The 15414-nt window shown below is 70.2% G+C and carries 12 protein-coding genes; 8 read left to right on the top strand and 4 right to left on the bottom strand.

Features of this window, described 5'->3' with window-relative positions; genetic code table 11:
- Nucleotides 1–4 precede the first annotated feature (4 nt).
- Nucleotides 5–1447, bottom strand: coding sequence for a PE-PPE domain-containing protein (locus AC5Y4Q_RS14845; protein ID WP_064920881.1), 1443 nt, complete (start codon nt 1445–1447; stop codon nt 5–7).
- Entirely contained in the window at nt 1444–2214 is a 771-nt protein-coding gene (locus AC5Y4Q_RS14850) for a lipase family protein (protein WP_064920943.1), read from the bottom strand. Before AC5Y4Q_RS14850 ends, AC5Y4Q_RS14845 begins: the two co-directional genes overlap by 4 nt.
- A gap of 281 nt (nt 2215–2495) precedes the next feature.
- Here AC5Y4Q_RS14850 and ileS point away from each other — a divergent pair, with 281 nt between their 5' ends.
- The 5 genes from ileS (at nt 2496) to AC5Y4Q_RS14875 (ending at nt 10487) form a co-directional block, all read left to right on the top strand.
- Nucleotides 2496–5630: an isoleucine--tRNA ligase gene (ileS, locus tag AC5Y4Q_RS14855; protein ID WP_499959455.1), complete on the top strand. Its 3135-nt coding sequence runs from the start codon at nt 2496–2498 to the stop codon at nt 5628–5630.
- A 339-nt stretch (nt 5631–5969) separates the two neighbouring features.
- Nucleotides 5970–7271 carry a PPE family protein gene (locus tag AC5Y4Q_RS14860; protein WP_064920879.1) on the top strand — a complete coding sequence of 434 codons (1302 nt, stop codon included), beginning with the start codon at nt 5970–5972 and terminating at the stop codon, nt 7269–7271.
- A gap of 18 nt (nt 7272–7289) precedes the next feature.
- Nucleotides 7290–8669, top strand: coding sequence for a PPE family protein (locus AC5Y4Q_RS14865; protein ID WP_499959457.1), 1380 nt, complete (start codon nt 7290–7292; stop codon nt 8667–8669).
- 33 nt (nt 8670–8702) lie between these two features.
- Nucleotides 8703–9044, top strand: coding sequence for a DUF732 domain-containing protein (locus tag AC5Y4Q_RS14870; RefSeq protein ID WP_064920877.1), 342 nt, complete (start codon nt 8703–8705; stop codon nt 9042–9044).
- 84 nt (nt 9045–9128) lie between these two features.
- A complete protein-coding gene (locus tag AC5Y4Q_RS14875; RefSeq protein ID WP_499959458.1) occupies nt 9129–10487 on the top strand; it encodes a DNA polymerase IV in 1359 nt (452 codons plus the stop codon).
- 8 nt (nt 10488–10495) lie between these two features.
- Here AC5Y4Q_RS14875 and AC5Y4Q_RS14880 read toward each other — a convergent pair whose 3' ends face one another.
- A complete protein-coding gene (locus tag AC5Y4Q_RS14880) occupies nt 10496–11434 on the bottom strand; it encodes an asparaginase (protein ID WP_499959460.1) in 939 nt (312 codons plus the stop codon).
- A gap of 30 nt (nt 11435–11464) precedes the next feature.
- On the opposite strand from AC5Y4Q_RS14880, the gene lspA reads away from it, so the two are divergent.
- The 3 genes from lspA (at nt 11465) to AC5Y4Q_RS14895 (ending at nt 14585) form a co-directional block, all read left to right on the top strand.
- Nucleotides 11465–12040 carry a signal peptidase II gene (gene lspA / locus AC5Y4Q_RS14885; protein ID WP_499959461.1) on the top strand — a complete coding sequence of 192 codons (576 nt, stop codon included), beginning with the start codon at nt 11465–11467 and terminating at the stop codon, nt 12038–12040.
- Between the two features lie 7 nt (nt 12041–12047).
- Nucleotides 12048–12986, top strand: coding sequence for an RluA family pseudouridine synthase (locus AC5Y4Q_RS14890; RefSeq protein WP_125224514.1), 939 nt, complete (start codon nt 12048–12050; stop codon nt 12984–12986).
- 108 nt (nt 12987–13094) lie between these two features.
- A complete protein-coding gene (locus AC5Y4Q_RS14895) occupies nt 13095–14585 on the top strand; it encodes a neutral zinc metallopeptidase (RefSeq protein WP_499959464.1) in 1491 nt (496 codons plus the stop codon).
- Nucleotides 14586–14610: 25 nt separating this feature from the next.
- On the opposite strand, the gene AC5Y4Q_RS14900 is transcribed toward AC5Y4Q_RS14895, so the two are convergent.
- A complete protein-coding gene (locus tag AC5Y4Q_RS14900; RefSeq protein WP_064920872.1) occupies nt 14611–15408 on the bottom strand; it encodes a class I SAM-dependent methyltransferase in 798 nt (265 codons plus the stop codon).
- Nucleotides 15409–15414: the final 6 nt, after the last annotated feature.

Here is a 15414-nt window from a genome sequence, read left to right on the forward strand (position 1 = left end):
CCGGCTAAAGGCCCAAGCCGCCCAGGCCGAGCCCGATCGCGATCGGGATCAGCGCCAGGTCGGCCGCGATCGGAAGGCCGATCGCCTCGAGGAGGTTGCCCGCTTGGAGCTGATCGAGGAAGACCGCGGTGTCGTAGGCCGGCAACGTGATGGTCAACGCGGTGACCACGTCGGCCAGCGGAAGCAGCTGGGCGAACGGGTCCGGCGGCGTCTCCGATGAGCCGAGGTCCAGGGCGTTGAGCACCGCGGTCAAGCTCTGCAGGTTCGGGTCCTCGAGGAAGGTGGCGGGATTGACGGTCAGATCGCCGACCGCATACGCCGCCCGCAGCAGTGGGCCGGTCACCGGATTGTCGGCGATTGTCGCGAACACGTCGTAGTTGGTCGGGTCGAGCAGATCTTTGCCGGCGGCGATGAGCCCTTGCGGGATTCCGCGCAGCAACGCCTGGATGACCTCGGTCCAGTCGAGGCCGGCCGGGAACAACCCGAACGGGGTTTCCACGTCCGCCCGCCCTTGGCTCCAGCCTTCGGTGATGCTGCCGTAGCCGAGATTGACCAGCACCTTCAGGTCCGGTTCCACCAGGTCGGCCAGCGGATTGCCGATGAACGGCACAAAGCGCACCAGATCCAGCAGCGGTAGATGATCCTGCGGAATCAGGTAGTAGTGGGTCAGCGAATCCGCGGCGGTAGGCAGGGGGATGGCGCCGGCGATCTGGTCGGGCTCCAGACCGAGGTAGGTGAAGTGCTCGAGCACCAGACCCGCCAGGGCGTTCAGGTCAGCGAGCGGGTTGAGGGTGAACTGGGGGAAGTCGGCGAAGCCGTCGTATTCGAGGGTGTAGACGTCGGTGGGGTAGAGGTCCGGGGTGGGGTAGCCGAATGTGATGCCCAGGCTCGGGATCGACGGGTTGGAGCCGAGCGGGACGTCGAAGCGTTCCAGCAGCCCCCCGTTAGGGGCGGCGGTGTCGCCGACCAGCACGAAGTGCACGTCCTCGGCCGGCACGTGCCGGTCGGCGAGCTCGCGCATGGCCAGCGAGGACAGCGCGGAGCTCTGTGAATAGCCGAACACCACCACCGGATTCGTGGCGTCCACGCCCCCGCCGGCGACCTGGCGGCTGACCGTTTCGCTGAGCATCTGCGCGCCCTGAGTCTCCGAGACGAACGCCGGCAGGCTCTTGACGCCGGTCGTCGGGTAGAAACCCTCCGGAGTGAACAACGGCTGCGAGGTGCCGGTGAATCCGTGCGGCTGCAGGTAGAGGGCGTCGGCGGCGTCGACGTATCGGGGCCCCGGCAGCGGGTTGCCGCTGCCACCCATGATCAGCGCCAGACCGTCGCCCAGGCCGGCGAGGCGCACCGCGGCTTCCGCGGACCTCGGCGGTGCCGGGCTGACCACGCCCGGCGCGGTGGCCGCGACCAGCGCGAGGACGACCGGCGCCCTCGGTGGCCAGGTCACGGCGGCGCCGCCATCAGTGCCGAGAGCCCGGCGTCATAGGCGGCCAGGCTGTGGCGCCAGCCGACGTCGATCGCCCCGCCGCTGTCCACCGCGATCTCGGCGCCGACGTGGACATACGGCCGCGGCGGCACCAGCGGCACGATGTCGAGGAAGTTCACCACCCGATAGCAGCATTCGATCGCCGCGTCGAACGCGGCGGCGAAATCGGGCAGCCCCACCCGCGGGCCGGCGAACGTCGTCAGTCGCGGCTCGATGGTGCGTGGTGGTGTTCCGGGGAGCCTGATGCCGGCGATGTCCGGTGCCGCCAGCACCGCCAGCGCCGCGCCGAGGCTGTGCCCGGTGATCAGGATGTTCTGGCAGCCGTCGGCGGCGGTGGGCAGGTTGGCGGCGACGCTGTGACGAACGCAGAAGTAGACGTCTTGGAATCCGGCATGGACTTGGCCGAAACCGGTGACCGGCTTGTAGGGCGCGGGCAGGAAATCGAAGTCGGCGATCCAGTCGGCCACATCGGAGCTGCCGCGAAAGGACACGAACGCGGTGCCGGTGGCGAGGTCGTGCCCCATCAGCCCGAAGATGTGGGTGTCCTTGGCCATCGCCTGTGCCGGGTGCTGCTCGGGCAACGTGGCCAGGTGGGCGGGATCGGCTTCGATCAACGCCGTTCGGGTGAAACCGGGCGGCAGGGCCGGCGCAGCACCGGACATCACGGTGTAGGCCGCCTGCGCCAGTGGCAGCACCACATCGCGCGCATATGACGCGCTGAATGCCACGAAGAAAAAGTGTAGAAGTCCGAGCGCGGGTAGAACCCGTGTCCGGCGAATCGGCGGCTCTCCGTACAATCGGGTGATCGGCAATGATCCGGCCATCACCGGGGAGCCTTCGGAAGAACAGGCCCGGCCCAGACACGGACCCCAGTAGAACCGAACGGGTAGGCCCGTCACAGCCTTGTTGAGCGGTCGCGCCGGCAGCGCGGCAAGCGGGGTGGTACCGCGGTGCTCGCGCAACCCGCGCGGCGTCGTCCCCGGGCCGGGCGCTTGGGAGACGACGAGAAGTGAGCGAACGCAGCTATCCGAAACCGGCCGCCGGTGCCCCCGACTTCCCGGCGGCCGAAGCCGAGGTTCTCAAGTACTGGGCAGCCGACGACACCTTCCGGGCCAGCATCGCCCGCCGCGACGGCGCCGAAGAGTATGTGTTCTACGACGGCCCGCCATTCGCCAACGGGCTGCCCCATTACGGGCACCTGCTCACCGGCTACGTCAAGGACATCGTGCCGCGGTATCGCACCATGCGCGGCTACAAGGTGGAGCGCCGGTTCGGCTGGGACACCCACGGGCTTCCCGCCGAGCTCGAGGTCGAGCGCCAGCTCGGCATCACCGACAAGTCGCAGATCGACGCCATGGGAATCGCCGCGTTCAACCAGGCCTGCCGGGAATCGGTGCTGCGCTACACCGCCGAATGGCAGGACTACGTCACCCGGCAGGCCCGCTGGGTCGACTTCGACAACGACTACAAGACCCTCGACCTGCCGTTCATGGAGTCGGTGCTGTGGGCGTTCAAGCAGCTGTGGGACAAGGGTCTGGCCTATGAGGGTTACCGCGTCCTGCCGTACTGCTGGCGCGATGAGACACCGTTGTCCAACCACGAACTGCGGATGGACGACGACATCTACCAGAGCCGCCAGGACCCGGCCCTGACCGTCGGGTTCGCCGTGCGGGACGGTGAGCTGGCCGGTGCGCACCTGGTGGTGTGGACCACCACGCCGTGGACGCTGCCGTCGAACATGGCGGTCGCGGTCCACCCCGAGGTGACCTATGTGCAGGTGGCGGCAGGGGAGCGGCGCTATGTGCTGGCCGAGGCGCGACTAGCGGCCTATGCGCGTGAACTCGGGGAAGAACCACAGGTGCTGGGCCGCTACCGTGGTGCGGAGCTGGTCGGGCTGCGGTATCTGCCGCCGTTCCCGTACTTCATGGACTCCGCCAACGCCTTTCAGGTGCTGGCCGCCGACTTCGTGTCCACCGAGGACGGCACCGGGCTGGTGCATCTGGCGCCGGCCTACGGTGAGGACGACAAGAACACCACCGACCCCGCCGGGATCACCCCGGTCACCCCGGTGGACGCCAAGGGCCGCTTTGATTCCAGCGTGCCCGACTACGCCGGGCAGCACGTGTTCGACGCGAACAAGGCGATCATCGCCGACCTGAAGAACGGCACCGGACCGGCCGTCGCCAACGGGCCGGTGTTGGTACGGCACGAGACCTACGAGCACCCCTATCCGCACTGCTGGCGGTGCCGTAATCCGCTGATCTACAAGGCGGTCTCGTCGTGGTTTGTGCGGGTCACCGAATTCCGGGACCGCATGGTCGAACTCAACGACCAGATCACCTGGTATCCCGAGCACATCAAGGACGGCATCTTCGGGAACTGGCTGCGCGGCGCGCGGGACTGGTCGATCTCGCGAAACCGCTACTGGGGCACCCCGATTCCGGTCTGGAAGTCCGACGATCCGGCATATCCGCGGATCGATGTCTACGGCAGCCTGGATGAGTTGGAGCGCGATTTCGGGGTGCGGCCCGACAATCTGCACCGGCCCTACATCGATGAGTTGACCCGGCCCAATCCCGACGACCCAACCGGCGCCTCGACGATGCGGCGCATTCCCGATGTGCTCGACGTGTGGTTCGACTCCGGGTCGATGCCCTACGCGCAGGTGCACTACCCGTTTGAGAATGCGGCATGGTTCGACGGAGGCGCGGGGGAGGCGGCCCATTACCCGGGTGACTTCATCGTCGAGTACATCGGCCAGACCCGCGGCTGGTTCTACATGATGCACGTGCTGGCCACCGCGCTGTTCGACCGGCCGGCGTTCAAAACCTGTGTGGCGCACGGCATCGTGTTGGGTTCCGACGGGCAGAAGATGAGCAAGTCGCTGCGCAACTACCCCGATGTGAACGAGGTGTTCGACCGCGACGGCTCCGATGCCATGCGTTGGTTCCTGATGGCCTCGCCGATCCTGCGGGGCGGCAATCTGATCGTCACCGAGCCGGGCATCCGCGAGGGCGTGCGCCAGGTGATGCTGCCGCTGACCAACGCCTATAGCTTCCTGGCGCTCTACGCGCCCAAATCCGGGGTGTGGCGCACCGATTCGTCGCATGTGCTCGACCGCTACATTCTGGCGAAGCTGGCCGCGCTGCGCGACACGCTGACCGCCGCGCTGGACAGCTGCGACATCTCGAGCGCGTGTGAGGAGCTGCGGCAGTTCACCGAGGCGCTGACCAACTGGTATGTGCGGCGCTCCCGGCAGCGGTTCTGGGACGAGGATCGCGATGCCATCGACACTCTGCACACCGTGCTCGAGGTGACCTGCCGGCTGGCCGCGCCGCTGCTGCCGCTGACCACCGAGGTGATCTGGCGCGGCGTCACCGGCGAGCGGTCGGTGCACCTGACCGACTGGCCCGAGGACGGCAGCCTGCCCGCGGACGCCGACTTGGTCGCCGCGATGGACCAGGTGCGCGAGGTGTGTTCCGCGGCGTCCTCGCTGCGCAAGTCGCATCAGCTGCGGGTCCGGCTGCCGCTGCCCAAACTCACCGTGGCCGTCGATGAGCCGCAGCGGCTGGCGCCGTTCACCGAACTGATCGCCGACGAGCTCAATGTCAAGGCCGTCGAGCTGAGCGAGGACATCGCCCGCTACGGCCGCTTCGACCTGGCGGTCAACGCCAAAGTGGCCGGTCCGCGGCTGGGCAAGGACGTGCAGACCGCAATCAAGGCCGTCAAGGCGGGCGAGGGCGTCCTCAACCCGGACGGCACCCTGAGCGCCGGACCGGTGGTGCTGCGCGAGGGCGAATACACCTCCAAGCTGGTGGCCGCCGATCCGGAGTTCACCGTGGCGCTGCCGGACGGCGCCGGCCTGGTGGTGCTCGACGGCACCGTCACCGAGGAACTCGAAGCCGAGGGCTGGGCCAAAGACCGTATCCGGGAACTGCAGGAGCTGCGCAAGAACAGCGGCCTGCAGGTCTCCGATCGGATCAGTGTCGTGCTGTCGGTTCCGGGCCCGCGGCTGGGCTGGGCGCAAACCCATCGTGACCTGATCGCCGGCGAGATCCTCGCCACCGCCTTCGACTTCGGCGAGCCCGGTGCCGACGCCACTGAGATCGGCGACGGTGTGCGGGTAGCGATCAGCAAGGCCTGATCAGCGCGGCTGCCCGGCGGCGGTGTGAGTTTCTCGCAGCCAGATTCTTTTGCTCCCCACCGGTCGGCCTGCCCTCGCCAGCAGAGTCGGCCCCGGCGGCCGCTACTGGGCGTTTGCCCAGGCCAGCCTGTGCAGCGGCGTCGGACCGATGGGACTTCACCCGCCGGAGTACGCGCGCGCGAAACACACCGCGCGCGGGCGGGAGCGCCGGTCTCGCCCGGCCGGGGACCGGCCTGCCGCTGGCTAACCTTTGGATCACATCACGCTGAGCGAAATCGACCGCCCACCGTGGCCTATGGATTGCCGGTGACATGCAGGCGGCGTTAGCGAAGGAGGGCTATGGATTTCGGGGCGCTGCCACCGGAAATCAACTCCGCCAGAATCTATTCTGGGCCGGGGTCGGCTCCCATGCTGGCCGCTGCCACCGCCTGGGATGCGCTGGCAGCCGAACTGCACTCCACCGCGGCCGGTTACGGGTCAGTGGTCGCCGATCTGGCGAGCTCAGCCTGGCACGGGCCCTCGTCGGGCGCGATGGCGGCCGCCGCGGCACCCTATGAGCAGTGGATGCGGGCCACCGCGGCGCAGGCAGAGCAGGCGGCGCTGCAGGCCAGGGCGGCGGCCGGTGCCTACGAGCTGGCCTTCAGCGCCACCGTTCCGCCGCCGGTGATCGCGGCCAATCGGGCACTGCTGGCCTCGCTGGTCGCCACCAACTTCCTGGGGCAGAACGCTCCGGCGATCGCGGCCACCGAAGCCCAGTACGGCCAGATGTGGGCTCAGGACGCCGCCGCGATGTACAGCTACGCCGGCTCCTCGGCGGCCGCCACCCAGTTGACGCCGTTCACCGCGCCACCGGAGACCACCGACCCGAGCGGACAGAGCAGCCAGGTGGCAGCGGTGGCCAACGCCACGCAGTCTTCGGCGGGGTCCAACATGCAGTCAGCGCTGTCTCAGCTGATGTCGCAGGTCCCGAGCACCCTGCAAACGCTGACGACGAACCCGGCGTCGCTGTCCGCCGCGGCCTCGCAGGCGACCTCCGGCCTGAAGAACGGCATGGACAGCATCACCAACTTCATCAAGGTCGTCGACGGCCCGTATTCGCCGCTGGGAATCCTGCGGCTGTTCAAGAACTGGTGGCAGGTCAGCTCCAGCTTGGTGAGTATGAACAACGGTGCGCAAAGCCTGGGGTCGTTCTTCAACCCCAAGCCCATTACCGGGGCGTTATCGCCGCTTTTGGCCAGCGAGCTGCTGACCGGCGGGCCGGCGGTCAACCCGGCCAGCGTGCCCGCGGCGACGGCGGCGATCGGCCGCGCGGGCACGGTCGGGTCACTGTCGGTACCGACGAGCTGGGCTACGGCGGCTCCCGGGGCCGCTCCCAGCGTGCAGACCGTTGCGTCGGTATTGCCCAAGGCCGTGCTCGATGCGGCCCCGGCGATGGCGGTCAACGGCGAGAACGCCATGTTCGGGCAGATGGCGGCGTCGAGCCTGGCGGGCCGCGCGCTCAGCGCCCCCGTCAGCCAGGCCGTCGGCGCGGCCTCCCAGCGCACCATCGGCACCGTCACGCAGGTCACCAACGCCGTCGCGGCGGGCCCTGACATCGCGACGACCGCCACCATCATCGTCATCCCGCCGATCCAGAAGTAGCCGAAGGAGTCGCGGCACATGGTTTTTCAGAGCTTCGCGGCGCAGCCGCCGGAGATCATCTCCGGTCTGATCTATTCCGGTCCGGGTGCTGCGCCGCTGCTGAGCGCCGCCTCGGCGTGGTCGGGGCTGGCCACCGAACTGCACGCCACCGCATCCTCCTATGCCGCGGTGCTCTCGGGGCTCAGCGGCGGGTGGCAGGGCCCGGCGGCGGCAGCCATGGCAGCCGCCGCCGCCCCGTACGTGTCCTGGCTGTCGACGACGGCCGCCCAGGCTGAGCAGACCGCCGGCCAGGCCAGGGCCGCCGCTAGCGCCTACGAATCCGCCTTCGCCGGCATTGTTCCGCCGCCGGTGATCGCGGCCAACCGCAGCCAGCTCGCAGCGCTGGTGGCCGGCAACATCCTCGGGCAGAACAGCGCCGCCATCGCCACCACCGAAGCCCAGTACGCCCAGATGTGGGCGCAAGACGTCGCGGCGATGGTCGGCTACGCGACGGCGTCACAGGCCGCCACCCAGCTGACCGCGTTCACACCACCACCGCCGACCACCAACGACAACGCCGGTCAGGCCGCCGCGGCCGCCGAAGCGACGCAGGCTTCGGCGGGGTCCACCGCGCAGTCGACGCTGGCCAAGCTGGCGCAGGCCATCGCCACCGGCCCTTCGCAATACACCGACGGGGTGGAGAACGCGCTGAACACCGCCACCGGGGATCCGGACCTGGCGGGGCTGTACGAGTCGTTCTGGAACTTCCAGTCCTCGATCGGCTCGGAGGCCACCTGGACCAACGCGGTGGGCGGCACCACCAACCTGGGCATGACCCAGGTCAGGCTGTTCCACAAGCTCCCGACGCCACCACCGATCCCCAAGTCGGCGCTGGGCGGCGGTCTGATGAGCACCGGGCTGGCCGGCGGCCCGGCTCCCGGTCTGGCCCGCGGACTGGCCACCGCTGCCTCGGCGAGCGCCGGCAGCGCGTCGACGGTGGGAGCCTTGTCGGTGCCGCCGAGCTGGGCCACCGCCGCTCCGGCGATCAAGCTGGCCTCGGTTGCGTTACCGCACACCGCCGCGGCGGCGGCTCCGGCAGCCCAGCTCGGGGGACTGCTCAGTCCGGCGGCGCTGGGAAGCTTGACCGGCGGTGCGCTGGGCGGCCCCGCTGCCCGGGTGGCCACGCCGGGCGTGCGGGTGGTGGCGGCCAACGCCAAGAACCGCGACGCTCCGGTCAAACTCGATCAGGTCATTGCCCAACTGCAGCAGACGCCGGACGTCGTGCAGCATTGGAACGTCGACGAAGCCGGGCTCGACGACCTGGTGGCCAAGCTGTCGCTGAAGCCGGGAATCCACGCCGTGCACGTCTGCGCCGAAGGTGAGGAAATGCCCGCGTCTCCGCAGACCGCCCTCGGGTAGCGTTTCCCGATCCCTTGCCCCCAGGAGGTCTGCATGCGAACAGTTCTCGCCCCGCTCGCGGCGATCGCCGCGATTGCACTCGCCGCGCCCGGCCACGCCGACCCCGGCGTCGTCGAAGCGAGCGCGGTCGACCCGAGCGAGTTCATCACAGCGCTGCACCAGGTGGGGATCACGTTCGCTGATCCGGCGCAGGCCGTGGCGGCCGGCCAAGCGGTCTGCGGCCTGGTGGCCAACGGCGAAACCGGCCTGGAACTGCTCACCGACCTGCGTGAGGCCAATCCCGCCCTGACCATCAACGGCGCCGCCCAGTTCGCGGCGATCGCCGCGAAAACCTACTGCCCGCAGCAGCTCACACCGGCCAAGTCGGCCAAATAGGCTCGGCGTCACGGCGTGAGCGCCCCGCCAGCGTTCACACCAGACGCGGCGTCACCGTACTTGCGGCCCATAGGATCGAGGGCTGTGGACGCCCGGTGGGTCCTGCACCTGGACATGGACGCATTCTTCGCCTCCGTCGAGCAACTGACCCGCCCGACGCTGCGGGGACGGCCGGTATTGGTCGGCGGGGTGGGAGGCCGCGGTGTGGTGGCCGGTGCCAGCTATGAGGCTCGGGTCTTCGGGGCGCGTTCGGCGATGCCGATGCACCAGGCGCGCCGGCTGGTAGGTGCGGCGGCGGTCGTGTTACCGCCGCGCGGCGCGGTGTACGGGGTGGCCAGCCGGCGGGTCTTCCAGACCGTGCGTGCGGTGATCCCGGTCGTCGAGCAGTTGTCCTTCGACGAAGCCTTCGGCGAGCCGGCGGAGCTGGCGGGCGCCAGCGGCGATGACGTGCACCGGTTCTGCGAGCAGTTGCGCCGCCGGGTGCGCGAGGAGACCGGCCTGGTGGCCTCGGTGGGGGCCGGTTCGGGCAAGCAGATCGCCAAGATCGCCTCCGATCTGGCCAAACCCGACGGCGTGCGGGTGGTCAGCCGCGCCGAGGAGCGGCTGCTGCTCGCTGGACTGCCGGTGCGCCGGTTGTGGGGGATCGGGCCGGTCGCCGAGGAGAAGCTGCACCGGCTGGGTATCGACACCATCGGGCAGTTCGCCGCGTTGACCGACGCCGAGGTCGCCGACATTCTGGGCGCCACGATCGGGCCCGCCCTGCACCGCTTGGCCTGCGGGATCGACGACCGTCCGGTCGCCGAACGCGCCGAGGCCAAACAGATCAGCGCCGAATCCACCTTCGCTACCGACCTGACCACCCTGGAGCAGCTGCGCGCCGAGGTCGGCCCGATCGGCGAACACGCCTATCGCCGGCTGCTGCGCGACGGCCGTGGCGCCCGCACGGTGACGGTGAAGCTCAAGAAGGCCGACATGAATGTGCTGACCCGTTCGGCGACCCTGCCGTATGCGACCACCGATGCCGCCACGCTGACCTCGGCAGCTGCCCGACTGCTGCTCGACCCGCAGGAGATCGGCCCGATCCGGCTGTTGGGAGTGGGATTCTCCGGGCTGACCGATGTCCGCCAGGAGTCGTTGTTCCCGGAGCTGGCTTTCCCGGAGCCCGCCGCCCCGAATCCGCCCGAAACGCCTGCCGCAGAGCCGCTTTCACCGCCGGCCACGGCGCTGTGGCGGATCGGTGACGACGTCACCCACGCCGAGCTCGGACACGGCTGGGTACAGGGCGCCGGGCACGGGGTGATGACGGTGCGCTTCGAGACGCGCAGCACGGGCCCCGGCCTGGTGCGGACGTTTCCGGTCGATGAGCCCGCGATCGCCCGCGCCGATCCGGTGGCGAGCCTGGACTGGCCGGACGTCGTCGCGCGTCCGGACGAACCGGCGTAGCGAACCGGTCAGCCCCACCGCTCGATGACGTCACCGACCGGCAGCCCCGCGGCCAGCGCCGCCATCAGCAGCACCCGGGCCTGCGAGGGCCGCAACCGGGGCACCATCACCGCACCGGCGTCGACCAGGGCCCGGCCCGGCCCGTAGTCCGCACCCACCCGCGCGTCCGGCACCCGGCTGGACACCGCGACCGCCACACCGTCGCGGCAGTGCCGGCGCACCCCTTCGATCACCGCCGGTCCGGCGTTGCCGCTGCCCAACGCCTCCAGCACCACCCCGCGTGCCCCGGCGGCCACGCAGGCATCCAGCGCCACCGCATCCGCACCGGCGTACACCGCCACCACATCCACTCGGGGCGGCGCGGGGGCATCCAGGTAGGGCCGGACCTTGTCACCGCTCAACCGCGCCTGCCCGTCCGCCACCGTGCCCACCCGCGGCCCGGCGAACCCGGTCAAGTCGGTGGTGGTCGTCTTGTGCAGGCCCAGCGGCGCAAGCACCTGCCCGGCGAAGCACACCAGCACCCCCAGTCCCGACGCGGCCGGGTCGGCGGCCAGCGTCAGCGCGTCACGCAGATTGCCCGGGCCATCGGCGTCGGGAGCATCCGCGCTGCGCTGCGCCCCGGTCAACACCACCGGGGCGTCGCCGGTGTAGCCCAACTCCAGCCACAGTGCGGTCTCTTCGCAGGTGTCGGTGCCGTGGGTCACCACCACTCCGTCGGCGCCGTCGTCCACCGCACCCCGTACCGCGGTCAGGATCCGGTCCCAGTCGGCCGCCGTCAGCTCCGAGCTGTCCCGCGCCATCAGGTCCACCACCGAGACGTCGGCGCCGACGTCGAGCCCGGCGATCAGGCCGGCCCCCGGCACCGTGGGCCGGCGCACCCCACCGTCGTCGGTGCTGGCGGCGATCGTTCCGCCGGTGGTGACGACCGTGAGGCGCTTGGACACCATGCCGCGATCATGCCGCACGCGGGTTAAGGGATGATGGGGGACGTGACTGAGGAGACAACCGACTCGACCGAGCCGGCCGCCGATCCGGCGCCGGAGGCGGCCGCGCCGCGCCGGCGGCTGGGCCTGCTGCTGTCGGTGGCCGCGGTTGTGCTGACCGTCGACGTCGTCACCAAGGTGCTCGCGGTGAAGATGTTGACCCCCGGCCAGCCGGTGTCGATCATCGGCGACACCGTCACCTGGACGCTGGTGCGCAACTCCGGTGCCGCCTTCTCGATGGCCACCAGCTACACCTGGGTGCTGACGCTGATCGCCAGCTCGGTGGTGCTCGGCATCATCTGGATGTCGCGCCGCCTGGTGTCACCCTGGTGGGCGGTGGGGCTGGGCATGATCCTCGGCGGGGCGCTGGGCAACCTGGTCGACCGATTCTTCCGGGCGCCCGGGCATCTGCAGGGCCACGTCGTCGACTTCCTGTCGATTGGGTGGTGGCCGGTGTTCAACGTCGCCGACCCGGCGGTGGTCGGCGGTGCGATCCTGCTGGTGGGGCTGTCGGTGTTCGGCTTCGACTTCGACACGGTGGGCCGCCGTCGCGCAGGTGACCAGGCCTGATGCGGTCGTGACCGAACGGTCCATGCCGGTGCCGGAGGGGCTGGCCGGCATGCGCGTGGACGCCGGGCTGGCCCGCCTGCTGGGCCTGTCCCGCACTGTCGCGGCCACCCTGGCCGAGAACGGCGACGTCGAACTGGACGGGGCACCCGCCGGCAAGTCCGACCGACTGGCCGCCGGCGCCTGGTTGCACGTGCGGCTGCCCGAGGCGCCGGCCCCACTGGAGAACACCCCGACCGAGGTCGAGGGCATGACGATCCTGTACTCCGACGACGACATCGTCGCCGTCGACAAACCCGCGGGGGTGGCCGCCCACGCGTCGGTGGGCTGGACCGGACCCACCGTGCTGGGCGGGCTGGCCGCGGCGGGCTACCGGATCACCACCTCCGGGGTGCCCGAACGGCAGGGGATCGTGCACCGGCTCGACGTCGGCACCTCGGGGGTGATGGTGGTGGCGATCTCCGAGCGCGCCTACACCGTCCTCAAACGCGCCTTCAAGGCCCGCACCGTCGACAAGCGCTACCACGCGCTGGTGCAGGGCCATCCCGACCCCTCCAGCGGCACCATCGACGCACCGATCGGCCGGCACCACGGTCATGACTGGAAGTTCGCGGTCACCGCCGGCGGCCGGCACAGCATCACCCACTACGACACCGTGGAGGCGTTCGTCGCCGCCAGCCTGCTCGACGTGCACCTGGAAACCGGTCGCACCCACCAGATCCGGGTGCACTTCGCCGCCCTGCGGCACCCGTGCTGCGGCGACCTCACCTACGGCGCCGATCCGACGCTGGCGAAAAAGCTCGGCCTGGAACGCCAGTGGCTGCACGCCCGCTCGCTGGCCTTCGCCCATCCCGGCGACGGGCGGCGCATCGAGATCACCAGCGAGTACCCGGGTGATCTCCAACACGCCATCGACGTGCTGCGGCACCGCGACCAGCTCACCTTCTAAGCAGCGCCGCGCAATTCGCACCCGGGTACGGCGCGCCGATTTTGGTGGCAGCGCAGCATCCCCTATCCTTTGCCGGTTGTAGTGCGGGTTTTCAGGCGAGGTCGGGATATGAGACAACGCCGGTGCAGGCGAGGTATTCGGTGGGCCGGCGCGTTGCTGACCGCCGGATTGGTCAGCGCCGGCGCGGCGCTGGCACCGACGGGCTACAGCAGCACCGTCGACGGCCACCCGGTTTCGATGCTCTACGACCCGTGGCGGGTCAGTGGCCTGCCGGTGACCGACGGCCCCAGCGGGCCGCGTCCGGATGCACCCGCGCCGACCGGGTCGGTGCGCAACGGCAACGGCGGCGAGATTGATGCGCTGGCGCTGCTGTCGATCAACGACATCACCGATTTCTGGCAGCGCAACTACGCCGGTCTCGATGTTTCCGGGGGCCGCTTCGCTCCGGTCGGCACGCTGATCTCCTATGACTCAAGTAGCGCCGGCGCAACGCTGTGCGGCGTGAACACCCGCGGGTTCGTCAATGCGTTCTACTGCTACGGCCAGGACAAGATGGCGTGGGACCGGGGTGTGCTGCTGCCCGGCGCCCGGCGCTACTTCGGCGACATGGCGATCACCGGAGTGCTGGCGCACGAATACGGTCACGCGGTGCAGGACATGGCCCGGCTGGTCGACAGCTCGACGCCGGTCCTGGTGGCCGAACAACAGGCCGACTGCTTCGCCGGGGCCTACCTGCGCTGGGTCGCCGAAGGCGGCTCACCCCGGCTGACCCTGAGCACCACCGACGGGCTCAACGGACTGCTGGCCGGGCTGATCACGCTGCGCGATCCCGTACCCGGCTCGGACGGCGAACTGGTCGTCGGGGCCGGCCACGGCACCGCGCTGGACCGGATCGGTGCCCTGCAGCTCGGCTTCGACACCGGCGTGCAGCGCTGCGCCGAAATCGACACCGGCGACATCGAACACCGCCGGGCCGGCACGCCGGTGACGTTGCGGGTCGGGCCCACCGGTCACGCGCAGCCCGCCGTGCCCCGCATCAGCGAACGCCTGGTCACCCGGATGGTCGAGGCGCTCAACGCCCGCTTCCGCCCGGCGCGGCCACCCGTGCTGGCCTTCGCGGCGGCGTGCCCCGACGGGCAGGCAAGCCCGCCGGCCTCCTACTGCCCGGCGACCAACACCATCGCGGTCGATCTGCCCGGGTTGCGGCGCCTGGCCGGCGACCTCGACGACGACGGCGGCACCCGGCTGATGCTGCACGGTGCCAACACCGCTTTGTCGGCGGTGGCCTCGCGCTACATGCTGGCGTTGCAACACCAGCGCGGCCTTGAACTGACCTCGGCGATGGCGGGGCTGCGCACGGCGTGCCTGACCGGGCTGGGGCAGCGGCGGCTGTCGGAACCGTCGCAGGACGGCACCCGCGGCACGCTGAGCGCCGACGACCTCGACGAGGCGGTCACCGGCCTGCTCACCAACGGTCTGGCCGCCAGCGGCGTCGACGGCGCGGCGGTGCCGGCCGGATTCACCCGCATTCAGGCGTTCCGGTCCGGCCTGCAGGGCGACGCCGAGCTGTGCTTTCAGCGCTACGCCTCGCCGGACTGAGCGGCCTGTCGCGGCGGTCCCAGCTTCAGCTCTCCTTCGTCGAGCTTCGCTGAACCGCCGGGCTTTTGACGGCCTCGATGAGCACCCGGGTGGCGTGGGCGACGAACGGGCCTTGCGCCTCGATGAGCTCATGCAGTTCGCGCAACCGGTCAAGGTGTCGCTCGACGGTGAAACCGGGCACGATCCAGATCACCTTGCGCAGAAAGTAGATCACCGCGCCGATGTCGAAGAACTCGGCGCGCAACCGCTCCATGCGCAGGTCGAGCACCTGCAGGCCGACGGCGCGCGCCTGGGCCTCCTGCACGTGCGGGTCGTATCCGGAGCCCTTGTCCGGGACCGGGCCAAGGAAGTACTCGGCCAGCTCGGCCATCGAGGCGGGGCCGATCTGCTGGGCCAGATACCTGCCAGCGGGCCGGAGCACCCGGGCGATCTCGGGCCACCACACCTCATTGGGATGCCGGCTGGAGATCAGCTCAAAGGCGTTATCGCAGAAGGGCAGCGGCGGACGCTCCGATACCGACACCACCACGACACCCAGCGGATGCAGCAGTCGGGTGGCCTTCGCGGCGTTCGGCGGCCAGGCCTCGGTGGCGGCCATCGTCGGTGGGAAGCGTCCGAATTGCGCGGCCCCGGCCAGCACCTCGCCGCCGCCCGTCTGCAGGTCGAGCGCGGAGGTCACCGTCGCCAGCCGCGCGCTGAGCATCCGCTGATAGCCCCACGACGGGCGCTGTTCGGTGGCCCGGCCCTCAAGCCAGGAGAAGTCCCACCCGTCCACCGGCGCCGCAGCGGCCTCGGCGACCAGCTCGTCGAAGCTTCGCGGCATCGGGCC

The sequence above is a fragment of the Mycobacterium sp. NGS16 genome (assembly GCF_059813225.1).